We start from the raw sequence: 23,704 nt of genomic DNA, 5'->3' as shown, positions 1-23,704 counted from the left end.
AAAACTCCTCAGCGTAAGGACGGGCCGATTTCCGCCAATCCAAGATCGACTCTGGGTCAGCACAGGAGGCCCATACGACAATGAGCCCTGCCGAAGACACGGGCGGCATTCCCAACCCCGGGGAGGACGCCCCGAGTTCCGCATGCACCGATTGCAAAGGGGCAGTCGGCCGCCACCACCTCGAACCCCCACTCATTCCCGGGGAGCGGCTGGAGCGACTTCGACAGCACGGACGGAGGCACGGCACATCCACTGACAAGAGAGGACCCCAGCATGGCGATGGACTACTTCACCGACGAGCGCCACGAGAGTCTCCGAGCGGAGGTCCGGGAGTTCGCGGAGAAGGAGGTACGCCCGCACGTGGCCCGAATGGAGGCCGAACGGACCGTCGAGTTCGAACTGTCGCGGGAGATCGCCCGGCGGGGCTGGATCGGGGTGACCATTCCGCGCGAATTCGGCGGACTGGGACTGGGGCACCTCGCCAAGACCATCATCGTGGAGGAACTCGCCCGGATCAGCGGCGCCATGGGTGCGATGGCGCAGGCCTCACAGCTCGGAGTCGCCAAGGTCATCCACTTCGGCTCGGACGCCCAACGGCGCAAGTGGCTGCCGAGGTTCGCCTCCGGCGAGTCGCTGCCGACCATCGCCGTCACGGAACCGGAGTGCGGCGGCCACGTGCTCGGCATGTCCGGCACCGCCCGCCGCGAGGGCGACCAGTACGTGCTCAACGGCCGCAAGTGGTTCGTCGGCAACTCCCACATCGGCGACGTGCACGGCGTGGTCTTCCGCACCGGCGAGGGCAGCAGGGGCCTGTCCGCGTTCCTGGTCGAGAGCGAGCGCCCCGGCTTCCGCGTCGGCGAACTCGGCTCGCAGAGCGGCCTGCACGGCTTCAGCTTCGGCGAGATCGTCTTCGAGGACTGCCGCATCCCCGTCGGCAACCGGCTGGGCCTGGAGGGCCAGGGCCTGGACGTCGCCTACTCCTCCTCCACCCTCTACGGCCGGCTCAACCTCGCCGCCGTCGCGCTCGGGATCCACACCGCGATCGTCCAGGACACCGCGCGCTTCGCCGAGGAGCGGGTGCTCTACGGCAAGCCGATCAACCAACTGCCCAACATCGCGCTGAAGCTCGGCGAGATGCAGTCCAGGCTGATGACGGCCAAGTTGGCCGCCTACCACGCCTCGCACCTGCTCGACCACGGCAAGGCCTGCGACGCCGAGTTGATGAACGCCAAACTCATCAACACCGAGTACGCGCTGGACTCCGCGCGCAACGCCATGGAGATCCACGCCGCCCGGGGCCTGCAAGCCGAGTTCCGCATCGAGCGCTACCTGCGCGACGCCACCCACGTCTACCCGCCGGCCGGGACCTCGGACGTCCAGCGGCTGCGGCTCGGGCAGGTCGCCTCCGGCACCTACGGCAAGCAGTGGTCGGCGGAGCTGTCCGACCTGGCGAGCTGGGCGTGGAGCGAACTGTCCCAGCGGGAGGCCGCGGTGGAGCTGCAGGCCATCGGGGGCGGGCAGGTGGTACCGATACCGCTGGCGGGCTGAATCGGTACTGCGCGCCCTCGGAGCCGGACGCCCTTGGTGCCGGGCACCCTCGGAGCCGGGCACCCGAACCGAGAGGGCGAACGTTCGGCACGGCGGCGACTTGACCTGTTCCTGACGACTCTCCGGGAGGTTCTCCCGGCCCCCGGAGAGCCGTCCACGCGCCGTCCACGCGCCACCCGCGACCGACGTGAGCTGCGGCTTTCCGCCGGCGGACACTCCCCCCGGGCTCCTCCACCATCGTCACCACCCGTCCACAGATCGTCAGTTGATGTTGCGATGAGGGCACCTGGGACTGATAGCGTTCCTGCCGTCGGCGGCCGTGCTGCACCCCCGCCCGGACGATGACACCGCGTCACCCCGTCCGGCCACCCCGGCCGCGGCGCCCTGAAGCCCCGGCCGGACCGCGTACAGGCCGGCCCGCCGTTCGGCCCAGCGACTCGGCCCTGCAACAAGGAATCAGATGCCAGGCATATCGGCCCCCCGCACGGCCCACCGCGCCGGCCGGTCCGGCTCGCTCCGCAGCTCGCTCCTCGCCCTCGTACTGGTGCCCAGCCTGGGCCTCGCCGCCGCCTGGGGCTACGCCGCCTACCTGCTGCGCGGCACCGAACACCGCACCGCCCTGATCGCCGGAAGCGCCGCTGTCGCCCTGGTCCTGCTGATCAGCCTGGCCCACGGCATCCGGACCGCGCGGGCCCTGTCCGCCCGCCTCGGCGCACTGCGCACCGACACCCTCGCGCTCGCCCAGGACGAGATCCCCGAGGTCGTCGGACGGCTGCGCGCCGGGGAGCCCGTACCCACACCGCCCGCCTGGTCACCGTCCCGCCGGACCGGCGACGAGGTCCAGCAGACCTCCGACGGCCTCGCCGCCGTCCGCCAGGCCGCCGTCGCCGCCATCATCCACCAGGCCCAGGGCCGCGAGGGGACGAAGAAGGTCTTCCTCAACATCGCCCGCCGCACCCAGATCCTGATCCACCGACAGATCAGCATGCTCGACGCCCTGGAGCGCGAGCACGAGGAACCCGAGCTGCTGCGCGAACTGTTCGCGGTCGACCACCTCGCCACCCGGATGCGGCGCAACGCCGAGAACCTCGTCATCCTCGGCGGCGCCCTGCCCGCCCGGCGCTGGCGCAACGCCGTGCCCATGGTCAACGTGCTGCGCAGCGCCGTCTCCGAGACCGAGAACTACGCCCGCGTCGTCGTCCAGGGCGTGCCGCGCGCCTCACTCAGCGGACAGGCCGTCGCCGACGTCATCCACCTGATCGCCGAACTCATCGAGAACGGCACCACCTTCTCCCCGCCGTACACCCAGGTGCAGGTCTCCGCGCAGGAAGTCCCCAAGGGCCTGGCGGTCGAGGTCGAGGACCGCGGCCTCGGCATGGGTGAGGACGAGTACGAGCGGCTCAACGACTACCTGGCCAACCCGCCCGAGCTGGACGTCTCCGCCCTCGGCGACGACCTGCGCCTCGGCCTGTTCGTCGTCGCACGGCTGGCCGCCCGGCACGACATCCAGGTCACCCTGCGGCCCTCGCCCTACGGCGGCACCCGGGCCGTGGTGCTGGTGCCGTCGGTGCTGCTGGAGCAGGCCGACCAGCCGGCCGCCATGGCCGGACTGCCGTCCGGCGCGCGGGTCACCCGGACCCCTGTCCCCGAGCCCGTGCGGGCGGCGGGCGGCAACGACCCCGGCAGTCCGGACGGCGGGCTGGACGGGGGGCTGACCGGCGCGCTCGCCGGAGTGCTCGGCGGGCTGATCGGCACCGGGCCGGGCGCTCCGACGCCCGGGGCCGAGCCGGGTGCGCCCGGCGGGCCCGGGCCCGGGGCTGGTGGTGTGGCCAGTGGCCTGGTGGTGCCTGGTGTTCCCGGGGGACCTGGTGTTCCCGGTGCGGGTGGCAGCGGTGTGATCATCGGCGAGCTGCTCGCCCAGTACCCCCTGGACGGCGGCCCGGCCGAGGGAACCGCCCCCGGCCCGGCCAACGGCGGTCTGCCGGTCGGCGCCGAGATACCCGGTCTGCCCGGGGCCGTGGTCGTCCCCCGGCCCGTCTTCCCGCGCCCGTACGAGGTCCCGTCCGACATCCCGCCCGGTGGGCCGCCGGCCGACGGCTGTGCTGCGGACGTGCCGGCCGGAACCACGACCGGGCCCACGACCGGGCCCTTCGACGGTGCCACCGCCGAGCCTCCTGCGCCCGCCCACGAACGTGCCCAGAGGGAGCACTCGGACCACGGCCCGGACGGCGAACTGCGCACCCCGCGGGTCCTGCCGCAGCGGGTCCGCAACGCCAGCCTCGCCGAGCAGCTCCGCGAGGCCCACGCTCCCGGCGCCATGCTGCCCCCCGTGGTCGGCCCGCCACCCCAGGCCGGGCCCTGGCACGGAGCCGCCGGGGCCACCGGACAAACCGGGGCCACCGGAGGAACCTGGGCCGCCAGGGCCGACGACCCGTCGCCACAGCGCTCCCGCACCACCATGGCCGCCATCCAGCGCGGCACCCGGACCGCCCGCGCGGCCGACCCCGACGCGCCGACCACCCCCACCGCCCCCCAGGCGCCCGCCGCGCCCCACCTCCCGGCCGCACCTTCCGCCGCCTGGGAGGCCTCCGCCGTTCAGGAAGCCAAGGAACAGCAGTGATGACGCAGCACACCGACACCCCGCGCGACCTCAACTGGCTGCTGGACCAGCTGGTGGCGCGGGTACCCGAGACCCGGCACGCCATCGTCCTCTCCGAGGACGGCCTGCTGGTCGGCATGTCCCAGGGCCTCGACCGGGCCGACGCCGAACACCTCTCCGCCGTCGCCTCCGGTCTGCAGAGCCTCGCCCGCGGCGCCGGCCACCGCTTCAACGGCGGCCGGGTCCGGCAGACCGTGGTCGAGATGGACCAGCTGTTCCTGTTCGTCACCACCGCCGGGCAGGGCGCCCGGCTCGCCGTCCTCACCAGCGAGCAGGTGGACGCCGGGCTGATGGCCTACGAGATCAACATGCTGGTCAAGCAGGTCGGCCAGTACCTCACCGCGGCACCGCGCAGCGACGCAGGCCAGGCCGGCGCGGGTGGCGGTGCGTGACCGCCGACGCCGAGGAGGCCTGGTTCTACGACAAGGACGCAGGCCATCTGGTCCGCCCCTACGCGATCACCAACGGGCGCACCGGCCCGGTCCGTGACGGATTCGCGCTGATCACCCTGGTGGTCACCTCCGACCCGCGCACCGACACCAGCCGGCTCACGCCCGAACCGGCCGCGATCCTCGACCTGTGCCGCGAACGCCCGCTGGCCGTGGCCGAGATCGCGGCCACCCTCGACCTGCCCGTCAGCGTCGTCAAGGTGCTGCTCGACGACCTCGCCGAGGCCCGGCTGATCCTCACCCGCGCCCCGGTCCAGCTCGCCGAGGCGCCGGACATCTCGCTGATCCAGGCCGTGATCGAGGGCGTCCGCCGGCTCTGACCCGGCGGACCCGACCGCCCCGCACCTCTCAGTCCCACTCCAGGAGACCCGAATTGACGACCCAGAGCCTGGTGCCGGGCGCGGTCAAGATCCTCGTCGCCGGCGGCTTCGGCGTCGGCAAGACCACCATGGTCGGCTCGGTCAGTGAGATCGAACCGCTGCAGACCGAGGAGCGGATGACCCGCGCCAGCATCGGGGTCGACAGCCTCGACGGCGTCCAGGGCAAGTCCACCACCACCGTGGCGATGGACTTCGGGCGGATCACCGTCCGCGAGGACCTGGTGCTCTACCTGTTCGGCACACCCGGCCAGTTCCGGTTCTGGTTCATGTGGGACGACCTCGCGCTCGGCGCCCTCGGAGCGATCGTCCTCGCCGACACCCGGCGGCTCGAATCCAGCTTCGCCGCCGTGGACTTCTTCGAGCAGCGCGGCATCCCGTTCGCGATCGGCGTCAACTGCTTCCACGGCCGCCGCGACGCCAGCCCCGAGGACGTCCGGCGCGCCCTCGACCTCGGCCCCGAGGTCCCGATCGTGCTCTGCGACGTGCGGGAGCGGGCGTCCAGCAAGGAGCTGCTGCTCGCCCTGCTCGACCAGGTGCACCGCAACGCCCTGTCCGCCGGGCGGCGTTGAGCGTCCGGGCCGTGCGGGCCGCGCGGGGTCACCGGGGCCGGCGCCGGACTTGATGTCGAGGTCGGGGCCGGGGTTCAGGCGTTGGCCGGGGTTCAGGCGTTGGCCGGGGTTCAGGCGTTGGTCGGGGGGCGGCCGGTGAGCCCGGCCGGGTCGTCGAGTCCGGAGAGCGCGTGGACCAGCGGCGCCAGCTCCGGCACCTCGGCGGCCTGCGCCAGGGTCGCCTCCAGGGTGGCGTCGTGCACCGGGCGGGCGGCCGTCAGCAGGGTGCGGCCCTCCGGCGTCAGCTCGGTGTAGATCCCGCGCCGGTCGTCGGCGCAGAGGTAGCGGCTGAGCAGCCCGCGGTCCTCCAGCCTGGTCACCAGGCGGGTCGTCGCGCTGCTGCTCAGCGCCGCGGCGCGGGCCAGCTGCTGCATCCGCATGTGCCACCCGTCCTGCCGCGACAGGGCGTCCAGCACCGTGTACTCGACCACCGAGAGCCGGTGCTCCGCCTGCAGCGCCTTCTCCAGCGCCGCGTCGATCAGCCCGTGCAGCGCGGCGAGAGTCCGCCAGCCACGGGCCCGGACCTCGGCCGCGTCGTCGCGGATACCCATCGCTCGCCTTCCCTTCCACTTCCCTGCACGTCTCGTGACGTCTTCCCTGGGACAAGTATGCCAGCCGACGCGGATTAGCTGTCTATGCAAATAGTTTTCCTTATACCTCCCCTCGATGCCGGTCCATGGCGGGCTCCCCGGCCCAGGCGGCGGCGCAGAGCGCGGCGGCCAGTTCCTCCGTGTAGCAGGCGGCCGCCAGCCAGGACCCGGCGAAGGCGTCATGGTCGTCCGGGACGACCCGGCCGAACACGTCGCGGCGCCGGTCGGCCGCGGCGGCCCGCAGTGCGTCCAGGAGCTCGGCGGCCGTCACCAGCCCGGCGGCGCGCAGCAGGCTCCCGTCGGCGGCCGCCGTGGCCGCGCTCGGGGCCAGGGCATGGCGCCCGGTGGTGACCGCCTGCTCGACCCGGCGGCCGAGCACGTGGACGGGCGGCCCGTACGGGGCCTCGCTCGGGAGACCGACCGGGAAGCCGGGCACGGCATCGGTGGCGGTGGCGGTCTGGAGGTCGGTGGTCCGCAGGTCGGCGGTCTGGAGGCGTTCGAGGCCGAGATTGACCCGGTCGGCCCGGTCCGCGGGGACGGCGAGCGAGGGAAGGCCGGGGGCCTCGGGGGCCGTCGAGGGCTCCGGGGGTGTGCCGATCGCGAGCAGGCGAAGCTCCGGACGGTCCGATCGCTCCAGACGGCCGATCACCCGCAGCCGCAGGCCGGGCGTGGTGGCGAGCAGTGCGAGGTTCGCCCGGAAGGCCAGGCCCGGGTGCTCGTGCCCCGTGCACAGACCGACCACCAAGCCGCCGTCGGCACCATCGGCACCGTCGGCACCGCCCTCGCAGCGCGCCAGCAGCCTCGGCGCCCCGCCCGGGCCGACCGGAGCCGGGCCCAGCAGAGTCACGTCCAGGAACAGCAGGTCACTCCCGGCCGGGCGGCCCTCGTACGGCAGCGACTCCGCCGCGAGCGCCCGCGCCACCTGGGCGGCCGCCGGTTCGGCCCAGAGCGCGGCCACCGGCTCCGCCGTCCACGCCGCGCCCGCCGCCCGGACCGCCCGGACGGAAGCACCCGCGCCCAGCCGCCCGGCGGCGGACCGGGTGGCGCCCTGGACGGCCAGCCCGGCACGGCTGAACTCCCTGTGGCTGAGCGGGGCCTCCCCCAGCCGGACCGTCCGGTTGCCCGCCCCGACCGCCTGCGGGGCGGCGGCCGCCGCGTCACCGTGCGGCATCACCTCGGCCACCGTACTGAGCCGGCCCCCGGCGTCCACCGCCCAACTCACCACCCCCGCATGCGTGGCCGTCAGCACCGGCTCGGTGAACAGCCCGTACAGCCGCAAACCGCCCTCCTCGCCGTACGCCTGGCGGGCGGTGCCGCGCAGCTCGGCGACCGGGCCGGAGCCGGTGCTCAGGGCGGTGGTGAGGTCCAGCAGCTCGCGCAGACCGGCCACCAGGTCCGCCAGCCGGTGCTCCGGCGCCCCGGACCGGGCCGCGCGCACCCTCGTCACCACCGCGACCGCCGCCGCGGCCGGGCGGTACAACCCCGCCAGCCGCGCCCGGTGGGCCGCCCGCAGCAACTCAGCCTGCGCGACCGCCCCCGCGCCGCTCACCCCGGCGGCCAGCACGGCGCACCCGGCCCGGTGGAGGTGGCGGGCCGCCGCCACCTCCACCGGGGTGGGCCCGGCCTCGGGCTGCGCCTCCTGTGACTTCTGTGACTCCCGTGGCTCCCGTCGCTCCTGCGGCTCCTCCGAGGGCGCTGAGGCCGCCTCGGTCGGCGTGACCTCCTCGGGCTCCCCGGGCTCCTCCGCCAGCTCGGCCAACGGGCAGAGCATGACCGCAGCGGCCCGGTGCACGCAGGCCGGGGCCAGCAGGCAGCCGCAGCGGACGCCGGCCGCATCCGCGACCACCGCGCCCGGGGCGTGCAGCACGAGCGCCGTCTCCTCGTCCACCTCCACCCGCCACTCGTCACCGCAACGGGTCACCGGCCGCTCCGCCAGCTTCGCCGCCGCGCCGTCCAGCCGCTTCTGCAACCGGGCGCTCAACCCGGCCACCACCTCCGCGACCACCTCCGGCCGGACCGCCGGCCAGCCGCTCGTCCGCTCCGCCACGCTCATCGCACCTTCTCCCCCACCCAGCGGGCCAGTTCCAGCGGACTCAACGCCGCCACGGGCATGCCGGCCGCGACCAACTGGCCCGCGACCGCCTTCGAATAGCGGGCCGTCCCCGTGTCGTCCAGCGCGGCGCAGCCGAGCAGGTGCACACCGGAATCCACCAGTGCCCGGGTCTGGGCCAGCAGCCCGCCCACCGGGCCGCCCTCCTCGAAGTCGCTGACCACCACGACCAGCGTCCGGGACGGCACCGTCACCAGCTTCCGCGCATACCGCAGCCCGCCCGCGATGCTGGTGCCACCACCGATCCGCACCTCCAGCAGCACACTCAGCGGATCCTCCACCCGCTCGGTCAGGTCGACGATCTCGGTGGAGAACGCCACGAAGTGGGTGCTCAGCGAAGGCACCCCGGCCAGGATCGACGCCGTCAGCGCCGCCCAGACCGTCGAGGCCTCCATCGACCCGGAGACGTCCACGACCAGGATCAGCCGCCAGTCGGCCGCCTGCCGGGCCCTGGTCCGGAACACCGGACGCTCGGGCACGATGAGTGTGCCGCCGTCCCCCGACGGGCGGGCCGTGGCGAGATTGGCGCGAATGGTCCGGTCCAGGTCCAGTCCGCCACCCGGCCGACGCGTCGGCCGCGGCACTCTGATCCCGGTCAGCGCCGGACGCAGCCTGGTCGCCAACGCGCGCGTCAACTCGTCCACCAGACGCCGCACCAGCGGACGCAGCCGAGCCACCCTCGCCTCCGGCAGGCCGCCCGCATGCTCCAACACCGTGCGCAGCAAGTCGACCGACGGGCGGACGGCACCCGGCTCGATCGCCTCCAGGACGTCCGTCCGGCCCTGCGCCACGGCGGCCGCCAGCACCTCCTCCCGGACGCCCGGCCCGAACAGCGCCGACAGTTCCTCGGCCCACTCCCGCACCCCCGGGAAGGGCGCCTCGCGGCCGCCCCGCCCGGACCGCCCGTCCAGGCCCGGGCCGGAGCCCTCGCCTCGCCCGCTGCCGTACAACTCGTCCAGGGCGGTGGCGAGTCGGGCGCACCGCCCGCTCAGGCCACTGCTGCCGGGGCGGCCGAGGAGCAGCCGCCAGCGCTCGGCCGGGGCGAGGGCGTGCCGCGTGGCGACGGATGCGGAAGGGAGCGGCTCGACGCGGTGCGGTGGCTCGGACGCCGGATCGCCCCCGGGCTCCGGCAGCAGGCCGCGCCGGGCCAGCGCCGCGCGGGCGGCCAGATCCGCGCGGACCCAGCCGGCCACCACCGCCGGCGGGACCTCCTCGGGCAGGCCCGCGAGCCGGGTGCCCAGGCGTTCCTCGACCAGGAGCAGCAACCGGTCCCGGGCGGCCGGGCTGAGCGTGTCGAAGCCCCCGCGCAACGCCGGCAGCCGGTCCAGGAAGGCGGCGTCGGGCAGCGAGGTGATCCGCTCCAGCACGGGCTCCAGCGCCTCCGGCGCGGTGGCGAACAGGCCCTCCGCTGCCGTCAGCAGGCCGACCAGCCCCCGCCCGAGCGCGTGCCGGGCCTCCGGGCCGGTCGCCCCGTCCACCCACGAAGCCGCCCGCCCGCCCAGCGCCTCCGCCCGCTCCCGCCCCAGCAGCACCCGCACCGCTCCGGCTGCGCCTCGCACCAACGGACTCCCCCGGTCCGCGAGTTCGGCCAGCACGTGCCCCAGCCGCAACCCGCCGTCCAGATCCGCCCGCCGCGCCAGCTCCACCAGCGCCCGTGCATCCGCCGGATCGTCCGACCCGCCCAACCCCTCCAACTGCCGCACGGCCGCCACGGTCAACACCTCGCCCACCGCCCCCAACCGCCCCGCCGGCCCGGCCGACGCCCCGCCCGCACCGGGCAACGGCGCGGAGCCGTCGGGGAACGCGGCGAGGTGCGCCGGCTCCTGCCGGCCGGGGGCGGCGCCCAGCTCGGGCGACGACGCGAGAGCCCCGGGGGCGCCGGGGGTGTCGGGGACGTCGGGTGGGGGGTAGCCCGGGAGGTGGCCAGCGGCGAGGCGGTCGAGGAGGGCCAGGGCGTCGAGGAGTTCGGGGAGGGTGCCGGAGGACGGGAGGACGGTGGCGAGTTGGGTGAGGCGGGTGTCCGCGAGGGCCGGGAGGCCGCAGGCGGCCGCGTCGGTGAGGCCTTGGAGGACCTCGCGGGCGGTGGGGCCGTCGGCCTGCTGTTCACGGCGGAGGCGTTCGCGCAGGGTGCCTTCGGCGGCCTGCGCGGGGGTGACGCCTCGGGCGCCCGCGACGGTGAGCATCGCGGCAGCGGCCGGGGTCCAGTGGAGGCGCCAGCGCGTGCCGATGGCTTCGGTGCCGCCCGCGCCGGTGGTGGTGACGGGGTCGGCGTAGGGGACCCCGCAGGCGGTGAGGCGGTGGAGGAGGATCTCGCGGCGGCGGTCGAGGGGGGTGCGCAGCGGATCGAGGCGGAGTTCGCGGGGCTCGGGGTCGGCGGGGCCGGGGAGGCCGAGGTCGGCGAGGAGGGCTTCGACGGCGGGGGCGAGCCCGCTGCGCGGGGCCGCGGGGGTGGCGCGGCCGGTTCGGGTGCCGACCAGGACGCGTTCGAGGGCGCGGGCGACGGCCCGGCCGCGGCCGAGGGGTTCGCCTTGGGCGAGGACGGTCTGGACGGCTTCGACGAGTTCGCCGCGGCCGGGGGCGGCGTGGCCGCGCAGGCGGGCGAGGTCTCCGGCGAGGCGGACGATCTCGCGGGCGTCGGCCGGGCCGGAGGGGTGGTCCTGGCTGCGCAGTGCTTCGCAGATCCGGACGGCGGTGGTGGTGAGGGCCCGGGTGAGGCGGTCGGGGTCGCCGCCGGCGTCGAGGACGGTGTGCTGCCACTCAGGATCGCGGATGCCCGCCGGATAGCCGGAGCGGGCGTCGAGCAGCGGGTAGGTGTAGGGGATCAGGGAGAGGGCGTGCCCGAGGTGGTCCGGGTGCGGCGGTTCCTCGGTGGCGGCGGGCCCGTCGAGCAGGGCGGGCGCGTGGAAGGCGCCGACGACGGCGGCGACCCGGCGCCCGCCGGCCGCCGCGGCCCGGATCCGGGCGCGCATCCAGGCTTCGCGCCGTAGGTCGTACGGGTCGACGCCGGGGCCGGTCTCGGCGTCGCGGCGCAGCGCCCAGCCGACCAGCAGGGCGGCGCGCCGGACGGCGTCGGGGGTGGAGCCGGGGGCTGCGGTCTCGACGAGGCGGTCCCACAGGTCGTCGTCGGAATCGCGCCCGGTGAGGCGGTGGCGCAGCGCGTCGGCGACACCGGGGGCGCCGGGGGCACCGGGGGCGGGCTGTTGTTCCTCGTGGGGCGTGGTGCGGTGGGCGAGCGGGAGGTCGCAGGCGAGTGTCTCGACGCCGTTGCGCCGGGCCCAGCGCAGGGCGACCAGCTCCGGGGAGAAGTCGGCGAACGGGTAGAAGGCGAGCCGGCCGGGGCCGGAGTCGGCGGCGGGGCCCCGGCCGCCCTCGCGGCCGGCCGGGGCGGCCGCGAGGGCGACGGGGGCCTGGGTGTCCTCGTCCGCCAGCCAGCCGAGCCAGGGCTGGAACTCGGTGGGGAGTTCGACCAGCACCACCTCGGGCTTGACGGCGTCGAGCAGCGCGGGGAGGACCGCGCTGAGCGACGGCGCGTGGTGCCGCACGCCGATCAGGTAGGGCCCGGGCCGGCCGGTGCCGGAGGCGGCCAGCCGCTCGGCCTCGGCCCGGACGGCCGGGCGCGGGTCGTCTAGGCCGTCCAGGTGGCCGGGGCGGAGCGGACGGACGGGGCCGTCCTGGTGGTCGCGGCCGGCCTGGTGATCGGGGCCGGCCGGGGCGGGCGTCACCGTGCTGGTCATCGCCTCATGCCTCCAGGGCCGAGCGGAGGTCCCACAGGGTGCGCCAGGTGCCGGCGCCCTGTTCGGCGCGCCGGCGGACCGGCCCGTCCCAGTAGCCGAGCAGCCGTGCCGCGTCGGCCGGGTCGTCCTTGCGGACGACACCGATGAGTTGGCCGGGAAGGCGGCCGAGCAGGTCGCCGCCGTCGGGCAGGTAGGCGGCGGTGACCCCGAGCGCGGTGGCGACCGAGACGGCCTCTGCCGTGCTCATCACGGTGGACGGGCGCTCGACGTCCCAGCCTTCGGTGGAACGGCCGGTGCGCAGGTCACGGAAGGCGGTGACGAGGGCCTCCAGGACGGCGTCGTCCACCGCGTAGGGGGCTCCGGCGCGGGCGACGGCGACGGTCGACTGCCGGCGGACGAGTTCGACCTCGGCGGCGAGGCTGGCGATCGGGCCGACCGTCTCGAAGTTGAACCGCCGCTTGAGCGCCGCGGACATCTCGCTGACGCCCTTGTCCCTCAGGTTGGCGGTGGCGATCAGGGTGAAGCCGGCGGCGGCGTGCAGCTGTCCGTCCGGGGTGCCGGCCAACTCGGGTACGGAGAGCCGCCGTTCGGAGAGCAGGGAGACCAGCGCGTCCTGCACCTCGGGCAGGCAGCGGGTCACCTCCTCGACGCGGGCCACCGCCCCGGTGGTCATCGCGGTGAGCACCGGGGAGGGCACCAGGGCATCCCGGCTGGGCCCCTTGGCGAGCAGGAGGGCGTAGTTCCAGCCGTACTTGAGCTGGTCCTCGGTGGTACCGGCGGTGCCCTGGACGGTGAGCGCGCTGGTGCCGCAGACGGCGGCGGCGAGCAGTTCGGAGAGCATGGACTTGGCGGTGCCGGGCTCGCCAACGAGCAGCAGGCCGCGCTCCCCGGCGAGGGTGACGACGCAGCGTTCGACGAGGGCGCGCTCGCCGACGAACTTCTGCTCGATGGCGAGGCCGCGGCGGCCGGCCTTGAGCTTCTCGCCGTCGCTGCCCATGACGAAGGTGACGACGGCGCGCGGGGTGAGCCGCCAGCCGGGCGGGCGCGGGCCGCTGTCGTACGCGGCCAGGAACTCCAGTTCGGCGGCGTGCTTCTCCTCGGGCGGGATGATCTGCCGGCTCGCGGGGGCGGTGTCGGCACTCGCCGGTGTGTTGCCCGTCGGTGTGCTGTTCGTCGGCGTGGTGCTCATCGGCGGGCCTTCCTGCGCTTGCTGGTCTGGAGCTCTTCGTAGCCGGGGGCGTCGCCGTCGAGGGTCCGCTGCCAGGCCCGGGCGAACAGCTCCGGGACGGGCAGGTGGGGCAGCGGGACGCGGTGGGTGGGCAGTTCGTAGAGGGCGGCCTTCCACGTCTCGGCGGGCAGGGCGGGGGCCTTGGCCTCCTGCCAGCCGCCGGGCAGGAAGAGGGTGCGGCCGGCCCGGGCCCGCTTGGCCTCCAGCACCAGGTCGGTGGCGGCGAGTTCGACGCGGGCGCGCTTGAGCCTGGCCGGCTTCCAGCCCGTCCAGCGGGCGACGTTGCGGTCGGTGGGGTCGGGCAGGGCCAGCAGTTGGAGGTAGAGCACCGCGGCGTCCTCGCCGAGGCCGTGGGCCCGGGCCGCCTCGGCGACCAGGTCGGGGACGGTGAGCTGCGGGTGCTGTAGCCAGGCCTGGCCGTCGGCGGCCACCACCGCCTCGGTGGCGGCGGCTGTCAGGCGCTCCACTTCGCCGCGCAGGACGGCCTCGATGGCGCCCCGCTCGATTTCCAGCCAGTAGCTGGCCCCCAGCCCGCCGAGCAGTTCGAGCACCGGGTCGTCGGGGCCGGTGAGCCCGGCCGGGCGCAGCCAGACCCGCTCGTACTCGTCGTGGTAGGGCGTCAGGACGAGGGCCGGGCCGCAGTCGACCAGTCCGTTCGGGTCGGCTCCGCCCGCGGCCGGCAGGCCGAAGTGGGTGCGCAGGACGGCCGACATCGAGGCGCCCTTGGTGGTGTGGACGAGGTGGAAGTCGAGCAGCAGGTCGGGGTCGGCGAGGCGGCTTCGCAGCGCGGCGGCGGCCGCGGGCAGCAGCGGGCGCAGCGGGCTGTCGGCGGGCAGGTGGTAGGCGAGCCAGCGCAGGGCGTCGACGGCGCGGCCGAGGTCGCCGGAGGCGGGTGCGGCGCTCTGGTCCTCGGCGAGCAGCTGGGGGGTGGACCCGCCGCCGTCGCTGAGCCGGAAGGCCGTGGTGCCGGTCAGCCAGGGGGTCTGTGCGGGGTTGAGCACCGCCTCGATGTGTTCGATCTGCGCGCCCTTGACGGTGGCCTGGGCGGCCTCGGGGAGGGTGACGAGCCGGCCGAAGTGCCGGATCCAGGCGGCGGCGCCGGCGTCGAGGTCGGGGCCCTCCGCCCAGAGGGTCTTCGGGTCGGCGGGGAGCAGGGCGCCCCAGACGTCGGCGAGGGCGGCCCGGTCGCGGCCGCGCAGCCAGTCCCGGGCGGCCTTGGCCTCGGTGGACTTGAGGCCGTACTCGGCGAGCCGGTCGGCGGGCAGCACGGCGCTGTGCCACTGGAAGAGCCCGGGCGGCGGGCTGAGCAGCAGGGCGGCGCGGGCGGCGCCGATCCCGGTGAGCCCGCCGAAGGCGGTGGCGCGGTCGAGCTGCCAGGGGGCGCCTCCGTGCAGCGCGGCCACCTGCCGGAACGCGGCGATCCAGGCGGCGCCGACCCGCTCCTCGGTGCCGCGTTCCTTGACGGTGGTGAAGTGGGCGACGGGCCCGAACGCGCCGCTCGGGTCGTGGTCGACGGCGTACCACTGCTCGGTGCCCTCGTGGTGCCGGCGGTGGCCGAGGATGACGACGGTGCGGTCGCCGTGGCGCAGCACCTGCCCCTCGCGGGGGACGGCGGGCTGGTGGCGGTTGGCGCGGTCGGCGGGTTCGCCGAGGACGATCTCGCGCAGGGTGGCGCCGCGGTCGGCGAGCACTCCCTCGGTCAGTTCGCCGAGGAGCAGCACGAGGCTGGAGCGGTGGGCCGGTTCGGTGAGCGGGGCTGCCACCGCGTAGGCGAGGGTGTCGAGACGGCCGAGCAGGTGGAGCCAGCCGTGGTGGGTGTCGCCGTGTTGCAGGGTGACGGTGGCCGGGGTGCTCCAGCCCTCGCCGGTGGCGGCCGGCGGGTCGGCCAGGACGGCGGTGACGGCGCGCAGGTTGTTGAGCACCCTCCACCGGTCTCCGTCGCCCCAGTTGGGGCCGAAGCAGGCGACGTCGGGCAGGAGGGTGGTGACGGCCTCGCGCAGTTCGTGGTCGCGGCCGTGCTCGGGCCGGTACTCGGCGGCCTCGGCCTTGGACGGCTTCTCGGCCTCCGGCTGCGGGACGAACCGGGCGATCCGGTCGAGCAGGTCGGCGGCGGTGCGGGCGAGCCCGGCGACCCCGGCGAGCAGCAGCGGGTGGCTGATGCCGGGCAGGACGGTGCCGATCGCCTGAACGGGCAGGGCGCGGCGGGCGCCACCGGACTGGGCCAGCGGGCGTCGGATGCCCTGGGCGGTGATCCAGCGCTGCTCGTCCTCGGGCACGGGCCGGCTGTCGGTCGGCCAGGCGGCGTCGATCAGGCGGGCCGCCTGCTCGGTGCCGACCGTGCGCAGGACGCGTGAGCCCGCCTCGTCGCGGGGCCGCAGGGCGTGCCAGTGGTCGAGCGGGGGGACGAGCGCGGTGCCGGCGGCGGCGAAGTCCCCCGGGCGGCAGGGGCGCAGGTCGACGGTGCGGTCGGTCTCGGCGGCCAGGTCGGGCAGGGTGAGGGCGAGGCCGTCGCGCTGCGCCTCGGTGACGACCGGTTGCGCCTGGCCGGGGAGGGTGAGGCGGCCGACCGGGACGTGGTCCGGGTGGCCGTCGGTGATCGGCAGGACGATGACCTGCCCGTCGGCGGTGGTGGTGGTGACGGCACGGTCGAGGTCGACCCGGACCCAGCTGCCGAGCACGGTGCCGTCGGTGCCGAGCGGCGTCTGCTCCAGGCCGGGCTGGAGCGGCAGCAGTCGGGCGCGCGTGAGGGTCAGTCGGCCGGCGGCCGCGGTGGCGGCGATCACCGGTGGTTCGGCGGCGCGGCCGAGGGCGCCGGTGTGCGGGTCGAGTTCGCGCAGGACGGCGCCGTCCTGGCCGTAGCGCACTGTCCAGTGGCCGGTGCCGTCGCCGAGGACGCGGTGTTCGGCGGGCATCCGGGTGTCGCCGGGGTGCAGCGGGCGTTCGCCGGTGGTGCGGCCGCCGCCGGGCAGCGGGAGGGAGGGGGGCTCGGGATCCCGGTCGCCGTAGTGGTAGCCGGTGATGGTCTCACCGGTGAGTTCGACGACCTCGCCGGGCCGGCTGGACCAGTAGGCGTGCTGCTTTCCGTCCTGGTACCAGGCGACGAGGAGTTCGCCGTCGACGAAGCGCAGCCGGGGCTGGTTCCAACGCTCCTTCGCCGGGGGCAGGCGCAGGGTGTGCTCCAGCAGGACGCCCTGCGGGCCGACCACGACGGCTTGGTCGTGGCGGGCGAGGATCAGGTGCGGCCAGGCGTCCTCGACGATCAGGCCGGTGAGGCGCCCGCCGTTGAGGCCGGGGGTGTCCTGCGGCTCGGGCTCCGGGGCGCCGGAGTCGGGGCCGGCAAGGTCCGCAGAGTCCACGGGCTTGGCCGGGTCGGCCGGGTCGGCGAGCTTGGCCAGGGCCTCTTCCAGGGCCGGCCAGCCGAGTTCGTCGAGGATGCCGGCGCCGAGCGCCCCGGCGAGCAGGGCGGTGACGTCGAGGGCGGCGATCCGCTCGGCGGCGGCCGGGGCGACGGCCCGCACGGCGGTGCGGTACGGGCTCAGCGAGCGCACCAGGTCGGCGGCGCCGGCCAGCCCGCGGGCGGCGGTCAGCTCGTCGGTCCGGAGTTCGGCCCACTCCTCGAACAGGCGGCGCAGCAGCGGCAGGGCGGGCACCTGCCGCTTGACGGCGGTCTCCCAGGCGGGCGGGGTCGCGGCGCGCAGGACGGGCCGGAACCGCGGGTCGGCGGCGACGGCCGCGAGGCCGGCGCTGTCGGGGCCGCACTGGTCGACCCAGTCCTTGAGGTCGAACCTGAGGGTGGCCGACGGGTCGGCGACGGGCACGCCGTCGGCGAGCAGCCGGTCCAGCAGGTCGAGTTGGGTCTGGCTGCTGTGGACGCCGGTGTACAGGTCCACCGGGACGCCGTCGGCCCGCAGCCGCTCGGCCATCCGGCCGGCCAGGGCGACGGTGGCGGCGCAGCTGGGCCGGGAGCGCCAGCCGCGCCCGAGGTGGTGGCACCAGCGCTGCAGCCACGCGGCGGCGGGCTCGGCGCCCTCGGCGCGCGGGCCGGTGAGCAGCTGCTCGGCCCCGGTCTCGGCGAGCAGGACGAGCCAGGCGGTGTCGTTCACGGCGGCGTCGGTGCCGGCCGGGTCGGGCATCAGCTCCAGCAGGCGGGCCCGGACCACCGGGTCGCGCCGGCCGAGTTCGGTCAGGGGGCCGTGCCAGGACTTCCAGAACGCCCCGGGCGCCCGGTTGGCACCCGGGCCGGCCAGCAGTTCGGCGAGCAGCGCCTGTTCGTGCTCGGCGCGGTCCAACCCGGCGGCCTTGATCAGTGCGCGGGCGTCCTCGGCGACCCCGGCGTAGGGGGCCATGCCGGCGGCGGAGCGCTCGGTGCAGAGCTGGCGGAAGCGCTGCCAGGCGGTCAGCGCGTCGAGCCGCCCGGCGAGCTCCTTGACGTACTGGCGCAGGGACTTGACGGTGAGCGCGCCGGCCAGGGCGAACTCCAGGAAGACGGCGCGCAGCCGCTCCTCGTCGACCGTCAGGCGGTAGGTGCGCTCGGCCTCGCGGGCCTTGCCGAAGTAGCCGGCGGCGTAGGTCTGGTTGCCGTGGGCGAGGAAGATCCGGCCGACCTCCTCGCAGAAGGTGGGCAGGAAGTGCGGCACGGCGCGGCCGAGGCGGGCGGCGAGCGCCTCGAACCCGTCCTTGGCGGTGCCGGGCTTGGACCGGGCCTGGCGGGAGAGCCGTTCCATCTCCTTGACCAGGGCGAGCGCGTGGTGCCCGTTGGCCGGGTCGTGGACCAGCGCCCAGGCGGGGAAGCCGAGCGCCTCCTGGCGGACCTGGCCGACCTCGACGGGCGTGCCGTCGGGGACGAGCCCGAGGAAGTCGACGGCGAGGTCCTCGGCCGGTCCGAGCGCGCCGGGGACCAGCCGGACGATCCGGCGCCCGTCGAGCGCGGGGTGGGTGTAGGCGCGGGCGGTGAGCACGTCGGCGGCGCTGTCGGGGCGGCCGACGCCGGGCAGGGTGCCGGGCGGGAGCACGGCCCCCGCGTCGAGCAGCCGCTCGTGCGGCCCGGTGTCCTGGGCGGCCGTCCGGTCGGCGTCCTGAACGGCCCTCTGGTCGAGTCCGGTGGCGGTCATGCGACGTCCTCCCCTTCGATGGTGCGGCCTGCGTACAGTGCGGCGGCCATCCGCATGCCCTCGGACCAGGCGATCGGGCCGACCTCGGCGAGCGGCAGCACCCGGCCGTCCGGGCCCGCCCAGCTGAGCGCGCCCGTCTCGCAGGCGTCGTACTCGTAGTAGTCGCCCACCCAGACGCGGGCCTCGACGGTGCGCCCCGCCTCCACCACGGGCTGGACGGCGGAGCCGCCGCGCACCCGGTGGCCGAGCCGGGCACAGCGCCCGAGCAGTTCGCGCAGCTCCCGGTAGCGGCCGCCGGCGTAGGTGGTGACCTCGGTGCCGGTCGGCCGTTCGTCCGGCCGGTGCCAGACCTCCCGGTAGAGCTGCGGCACGCGCTGGGAGACGCCGAGCTCGACGGCGAACTCGCGCAGGTCGTCGAGGTCCGGGAGCAGCACGGGGTGGGGTATCAGGATCTCGCCGTCGGTGAGCCGGACGGTGTCGCCGTCCAGGTCCACCAGGCCGAGCCCGCGCTCGGCGTCCGCGCCGCGCAGGAAGCCGGCGACGGCGCCGTTCGGGCCGGTGACCACCAGGTCGCGCAGGACGGCCTGCCAGGCCTCGTCCGCCCAAACCGCGGTCAGCACGGCGGCGGGCACCGGCAGCGAGCGCACCATCCACCGCTCGACGTCCTCCTGGCAGCGCCGCTCGTGCGCGGCCAGCCATTCGGTGAGCTGCCTGAGCTGGGTGACCACCGGATCGTCACCGAGCTTCGACGGCAGGGACTTCAGCTCGCGGCCCGCCGCGTTGCGGCAGACCACCTTGCCCTCCCCGTCGAGCGCGACGCGGTACCCTCCCGCGCCTGTTTCCACCCATGCCACGGACGTCTCCTCCCACCTGCCGGTCAGCGATGCGAGGAACGTAGCGAGGCCCACTGACAAAGCGGCGGCCGGGGAGGCCGCTGCGCGGCTTCCGGGGCGCAAACCCGTCGAACGAGTGAACGGGACAGGGCGGCACGCCGCCTGCCCCGTCACCCGCCTCTCGCCGCCCGCCAGATCACATCTGACGCATCGTCAATGCGCTGACGCCGCACGGGGGACGATCACCGGAGCGCCGTCGCCGGGGGCGGCGAGCACGTCGCTGTCGATGTCGTACAGCGCGCGCACCAGCGGTGCGTCGACCACCTCGCGGGGCGGGCCGCAGGCCACCACCGAGCCGTCGCGCAGGGCGACGACCAGGTCGGCGTAACGGGCCGCCGCCGCGAGGTCGTGCAGCACCATGACGACCGTCCGCCCGCCGGCGGCGACCTCGCGGACCAGTTCCAGCACTTCGACGGCATGCCCGAGGTCGAGCGCGCTGGTGGGTTCGTCGAGCAGCACGACGGGCGCGTCCTGGGCGAGCACCATGGCGAGCCAGCAGCGCTGCCGCTGGCCGCCGGAGAGGCGGTCCAGCCGGCGGTCGGCGAGCTCCTCGACGCCGGTGGCGCGCAGCGCCCGCGCGGTGAGCCGCTCGTCGTCGGCCGACCACTGGCGGAAGAGCCCCTGGTGCGGGTGGCGGCCGTAGCGGACGAGTCCGGCGACGGTGACCGCCTCGGGGGCCTGCGGGCTCTGCGGGAGCAGCGCGACCCGGTGCGCGGCCTGGCGCGGCCGCAGCCGCCAGACGTCCTCGCCGCCGACCAGCACCCGCCCGCCGTCCGGCCGGTGCAGCCGGGCGACGGCCCGCAGCAGGGTGGACTTGCCGCAGCCGTTCGGGCCGACGACGGCCACCACCCGGCCGGCCGGGACGGTGAGGTCGACGCCGGCGAGCACCGGGCGGCCGGGGCCGTAGCCGGCGGTGAGGCCCTGGATCGTCAACTCCATCGAGGGTTCCTTCGGTTGGAGGGGGCTGCGGGCCGGCCGGGCGAGGTGCCGGCCGGCCGGGCACGGGCGCGGACATGAGCCCGAGCCCGGTCCCGAGCGCGGACACGAGCCCGGAACGGGGCCCGAACGCGGGCCGGTCAGGAGGCGGCGAGCGCCTTGCCGATGTCGCCGATGACCACGTCGGCCGCGAGCGGCCCGCCGCGGGTGGACCAGACCGAACCGTCCACGGTGACGGCGTGCTTGTTCTTCACCGCGCCCAGCTCCTGGTAGGCGGGCTTGGACTGGACGTCCTTGAGCGCGGTCTTGCCGTCGTCGGTGAGGGTGGACAGGAACAGCCAGTCGCCGTCGATCTCGGCGAGCTTCTCCAGGCTGAGCGCCGGGCTGTGCGCGTTGCCGTCCTTGTCCTGCGCGGCCGGGCGGGTGAGGCCCATGTCGAGGGCGACGCCGCTGGCGAACTGCTTCTTCTCCATCCAGCTGGGCCCGGTGGGGTTCCAGCGGACGATGGAGACGGCCGCGCCCTTGTTCTTGCCGAGGTCGCCTCCGGCCTTGGCGGCCTTGGCCTCGTAGTCGGCGATCACCTTGTTGCTCTGGTCGAGCTTGTTGACGGCGTTTCCGATGCCGCGGAAGGCGAGCTTCCAGTCGTCGGTGGGTGCCATGGTGACGAGGGTGGCGGGGGTGATCTCGCGCAGCTGCTTGAGCATCTGCTCGTCCTGCATGTCGCCGGCCAGGATGAGGTCGGGCTTGGCGGCGATGACCTTGTCCATGACGGGCTGCAGCAGGTTGCCGACCACCGGGACGCCCTGGACCTTGTCCTTGAGGTAGGCGGGCGGCTCGTTGAGCCCCTGGCCGTTGGTGATGCCGACGGGCTTGACGCCGAGGGCGAGCACCGCGTCGAGGTCCTCCTGGGTGAGGGTGACGATCCGCTGGGGCGCGGCGGGGATCTCGACGGCCTTGCCGGTCGCGTCCTTGACGGTGCGCTTGCCGCCGGCCGCGTCCGCCGCCGGGCTGCCGGCGGCGGTGGAGCCGCCCGCGGAGCCCGAGGATCCGGAGGAGGACCCGGAGGAGCCGCACCCGGCGAGCAGGAGGGCGGCCGCCCCGGTGACGGCCAGCGCCCGGGCCGCGCGGCGGCGGACGGGGTGGAGCGGGCTCTGGGCGAACGGCATGGGTGCCTCCGGGCAGCGGTGGTACGGGGGTTGGGCGGCGTCCGGGTGACCTGGCACGGTGGCGGTGCCCACAGGACGATGCGCTCATTAGGTTAGCCTTACCTTATGACATTGTCGCAAGTGGGCGCCCCCGGGGAGTCCCGCACCGAGCCGGACGCCCCGCCGCCACCGCCACCACCGCGCGGGGACGGCCGCCGCGCCGCCTGGCCGATCGCCCTCGGCGCGGTCGCGGTCCTGCTCGCCCTCGCCGCGCTCTCGCTGTCCGTCGGCGCCGGGGAGGTCGGCCCCGGGCGGGTGCTGGACTACCTGCTGGACCGCCACGGCGCCCGCGCGGACAGCCGGCTCGCCCTCGTCGTCGGCGACCTGCGCCTGCCCCGCACGGCCACCGCCCTGCTGGTCGGCGCCGCACTCGGGGTCGCCGGGGCGCAGCTGCAGTCCGTCACCCGCAACCCGCTCGCCGAGACCGGACTGCTCGGCGTCAACGCCGGCGCCTCCCTGGGGGTCGTGCTCGGCATCGCCGTACTCGGCATCCAGACCTCGTACGGGTACCTGGCCTTCGCCTTCGGCGGCGCCGTGCTCGCCAGCACGCTGGTGCTGCTCATCGCGGGCGCCCGGGGCGGGTCGCCGATGCGGCTGGTGCTCGGCGGCTCGGCGGTCGGCGCCACCTTCGGCGGGCTCACCGGCGTGCTGATCGTCAACTCGCCCGAGGCGTACGACCGGTACCGGGTGTGGGTGCTGGGCTCGCTGGCCGGGGTGGAGGGCTGGACGACACTGCGCCAGCTCGCCCCGGTGCTCGGCGTGGGCTTCCTGCTCGCCCTGCTCGCCACCCGGCCGCTCACCGCGCTCGCGCTCGGCGACGACCTCGCCCGCGGCCTCGGCCACCGCCCCGGCGCCACCCGGGCCGCGGTCGCCTTCGCCGTCACCCTGCTGACCGCCTCGGCCGTCGCGCTGGCCGGCCCGATCTCCTTCCTCGGCCTGCTCGCCGGATTCCTGGCACGGACCGTCGCCGGCCCCAGGGTCGGGCAACTCACCGTGCTCGCAGGGCTGTTCGGCGCCGCCGTGCTCACCGGGGCCGATGTGCTGGCCCGGGTGGTGGCCCGCCCGTTCGAGGCGCCGGTGTCGGTGATCGTCTCCCTGGTCGGCGCCCCCGCGCTGATCGCGATCGTCCGCTCCCGCCGGACCGCCGCGCTCGGCATGGCCGATCCGGCCGAGCCCTCCCCCGTCCGGCGGTCCGAGCCGCCCGCGCCCAAACCCGACCTGGTACTGCGGCGCGGCGCCTGGTCGCTGCTGCTCCCCCGCCGGGCGCTGCTCGCCTCGCTCGCCCTGGCCACGGCGCTGCTCGCCGTCGTCGTCGTGTCCGCCCACGCCGGGCAGAGCGAACTCGGCCTCGGCCGCACCCTCCAGGCCGTGTTCGGCTACGGCGACCGGCTGGACGTGCTGCTGGTGCAGAAGTTCCGGCTCGGCCGGATCGTCGCCGGGCTCGCCGCCGGCGCCGCCCTCGGCCTGGCCGGCTGCCTCACCCAGACCCTCGCCCGCAACCGCCTCGCCACCCCCGAACTGCTCGGCGTCAACGACGGCGCCACCGCCGCCGTCCTGATCTCCGCCACCGTCTCCGGCACCTTCGGCGCCTGGTGGGCCGGCCCGCTCGGCGCGCTGGCCGCCGTCCTGGTCGTCACCCTGGTCTCCGGCGGGCTCGGCGCGCAGGGCTACCGGGTGCTGGTCGTCGGCCTCGCGATGTCCGCGCTCGCCTCGGCCGTCATCCAGGTCGCGCTCGCCCGCCGCTCGCTCAACTCGGCCGGCTCGCTGTACGTCTGGACCTCCGGCAGCCTCAACGGGCGGGACTACGCCGTCGCCACCCCGGTCCTGATCGGGCTGGCCGTGCTCGTGCCGCTCGCGCTGGCGGCGGCCCGGCGGCTGGCGGTGCTGCGCTTCGACGACAGCGTGGCCGCCTCGCTGGGCGTCGACCCGGGCCGGGTCCGGCTCGGCTGTCTGCTGCTGGCCGTCGCGCTGGCCGGACTGGCCGTCGGCGTGTGCGGGCCGGTCGGCTTCGTCGCGCTGGCCGCGCCCGTGATCGCCGGGCGGCTGGCCGGGCCGGCGCGCGTACCGGTCCTCGGCTCGGCACTGACCGGCGCCGTCCTCGTCGTGCTCGCCGACACCGTGGGGCGGGTGCTGATCGGCGGGGTGGAGATCCCCGTCGGCATCGTCACCACCGTCCTCGGCGGCCCCTTCCTGCTCTGGGTGCTGCTCGGCCGCAAGGGCACCCCCGCCTAACCTCCCCGAGGAGTCCCGCAG

Annotated in this window: 14 protein-coding genes; 6 read left to right on the top strand and 8 right to left on the bottom strand. The window is 75.7% G+C overall.

Going from position 1 to position 23,704, the window contains the following annotated elements; translation table 11 throughout:
• The first annotated feature begins 279 nt into the window (after window positions 1-279).
• The 5 genes from A6F73_RS25115 to A6F73_RS25095 all read left to right on the top strand — a co-directional run bounded on the left by A6F73_RS25115 (window position 280) and on the right by A6F73_RS25095 (window position 5,605).
• Window positions 280-1,548 carry an acyl-CoA dehydrogenase family protein gene (locus tag A6F73_RS25115; RefSeq protein ID WP_063351508.1) on the top strand — a complete coding sequence of 423 codons (1,269 nt, stop codon included), beginning with the start codon at window positions 280-282 and terminating at the stop codon, window positions 1,546-1,548.
• A 460-nt stretch (window positions 1,549-2,008) separates the two neighbouring features.
• Window positions 2,009-4,168, top strand: coding sequence for an ATP-binding protein (locus tag A6F73_RS25110; protein WP_063349860.1), 2,160 nt, complete (start codon window positions 2,009-2,011; stop codon window positions 4,166-4,168).
• Entirely contained in the window at window positions 4,168-4,599 is a 432-nt protein-coding gene (locus tag A6F73_RS25105) for a roadblock/LC7 domain-containing protein (protein ID WP_063349859.1), read from the top strand. Before A6F73_RS25110 ends, A6F73_RS25105 begins: the two co-directional genes overlap by 1 nt.
• Entirely contained in the window at window positions 4,596-4,976 is a 381-nt protein-coding gene (locus A6F73_RS25100) for a DUF742 domain-containing protein (protein WP_063349858.1), read from the top strand. The genes A6F73_RS25105 and A6F73_RS25100 overlap by 4 nt, the downstream gene beginning before the upstream one ends.
• 53 nt (window positions 4,977-5,029) lie before the next feature.
• On the top strand, window positions 5,030-5,605 hold the full coding sequence (locus A6F73_RS25095) for an ATP/GTP-binding protein (RefSeq protein WP_063349857.1): 576 nt from the start codon (window positions 5,030-5,032) through the stop codon (window positions 5,603-5,605).
• A 110-nt stretch (window positions 5,606-5,715) separates the two neighbouring features.
• Here the strand turns inward: A6F73_RS25095 and A6F73_RS25090 are convergent, their stop codons facing one another.
• The 8 genes from A6F73_RS25090 to A6F73_RS25055 all read right to left on the bottom strand — a co-directional run bounded on the left by A6F73_RS25090 (window position 5,716) and on the right by A6F73_RS25055 (window position 21,412).
• Window positions 5,716-6,195 (bottom strand): MarR family transcriptional regulator, encoded by a 480-nt coding sequence (locus tag A6F73_RS25090; protein WP_063349856.1) that lies wholly within the window; start codon window positions 6,193-6,195, stop codon window positions 5,716-5,718.
• A 100-nt stretch (window positions 6,196-6,295) separates the two neighbouring features.
• Entirely contained in the window at window positions 6,296-8,281 is a 1,986-nt protein-coding gene (locus A6F73_RS25085; RefSeq protein WP_107452950.1) for a hypothetical protein, read from the bottom strand.
• A gap of 2 nt (window positions 8,282-8,283) precedes the next feature.
• Complete coding sequence (locus A6F73_RS25080) at window positions 8,284-12,078, bottom strand: DUF5682 family protein (protein WP_079135979.1); 3,795 nt, start codon at window positions 12,076-12,078, stop codon at window positions 8,284-8,286.
• 4 nt (window positions 12,079-12,082) lie between these two features.
• Window positions 12,083-13,267, bottom strand: coding sequence for an AAA family ATPase (locus A6F73_RS25075; protein WP_063349854.1), 1,185 nt, complete (start codon window positions 13,265-13,267; stop codon window positions 12,083-12,085).
• Window positions 13,264-18,417, bottom strand: coding sequence for a hypothetical protein (locus A6F73_RS25070; RefSeq protein ID WP_244293491.1), 5,154 nt, complete (start codon window positions 18,415-18,417; stop codon window positions 13,264-13,266). The genes A6F73_RS25075 and A6F73_RS25070 overlap by 4 nt, the downstream gene beginning before the upstream one ends.
• Window positions 18,414-19,262 (bottom strand): DUF4132 domain-containing protein, encoded by an 849-nt coding sequence (locus A6F73_RS25065; RefSeq protein ID WP_107452949.1) that lies wholly within the window; start codon window positions 19,260-19,262, stop codon window positions 18,414-18,416. The genes A6F73_RS25070 and A6F73_RS25065 overlap by 4 nt, the downstream gene beginning before the upstream one ends.
• Window positions 19,263-19,463: 201 nt before the next feature.
• Window positions 19,464-20,249: an ABC transporter ATP-binding protein gene (locus A6F73_RS25060; protein WP_063349852.1), complete on the bottom strand. Its 786-nt coding sequence runs from the start codon at window positions 20,247-20,249 to the stop codon at window positions 19,464-19,466.
• A gap of 137 nt (window positions 20,250-20,386) precedes the next feature.
• Window positions 20,387-21,412: an iron-siderophore ABC transporter substrate-binding protein gene (locus A6F73_RS25055; protein ID WP_063351505.1), complete on the bottom strand. Its 1,026-nt coding sequence runs from the start codon at window positions 21,410-21,412 to the stop codon at window positions 20,387-20,389.
• Between the two features lie 105 nt (window positions 21,413-21,517).
• On the opposite strand from A6F73_RS25055, the gene fhuB reads away from it, so the two are divergent.
• On the top strand, window positions 21,518-23,683 hold the full coding sequence (gene fhuB, locus A6F73_RS25050; RefSeq protein ID WP_063349851.1) for a Fe(3+)-hydroxamate ABC transporter permease FhuB: 2,166 nt from the start codon (window positions 21,518-21,520) through the stop codon (window positions 23,681-23,683).
• Window positions 23,684-23,704 lie beyond the last annotated feature (21 nt).

The organism is Streptomyces sp. MJM8645 (assembly GCF_001625365.1).
In the GTDB taxonomy this organism is placed as follows: domain Bacteria; phylum Actinomycetota; class Actinomycetes; order Streptomycetales; family Streptomycetaceae; genus Kitasatospora.
Note: the sequence above shows the minus strand (reverse complement) of the source record. Positions and strands in the feature narration are given on the sequence as shown.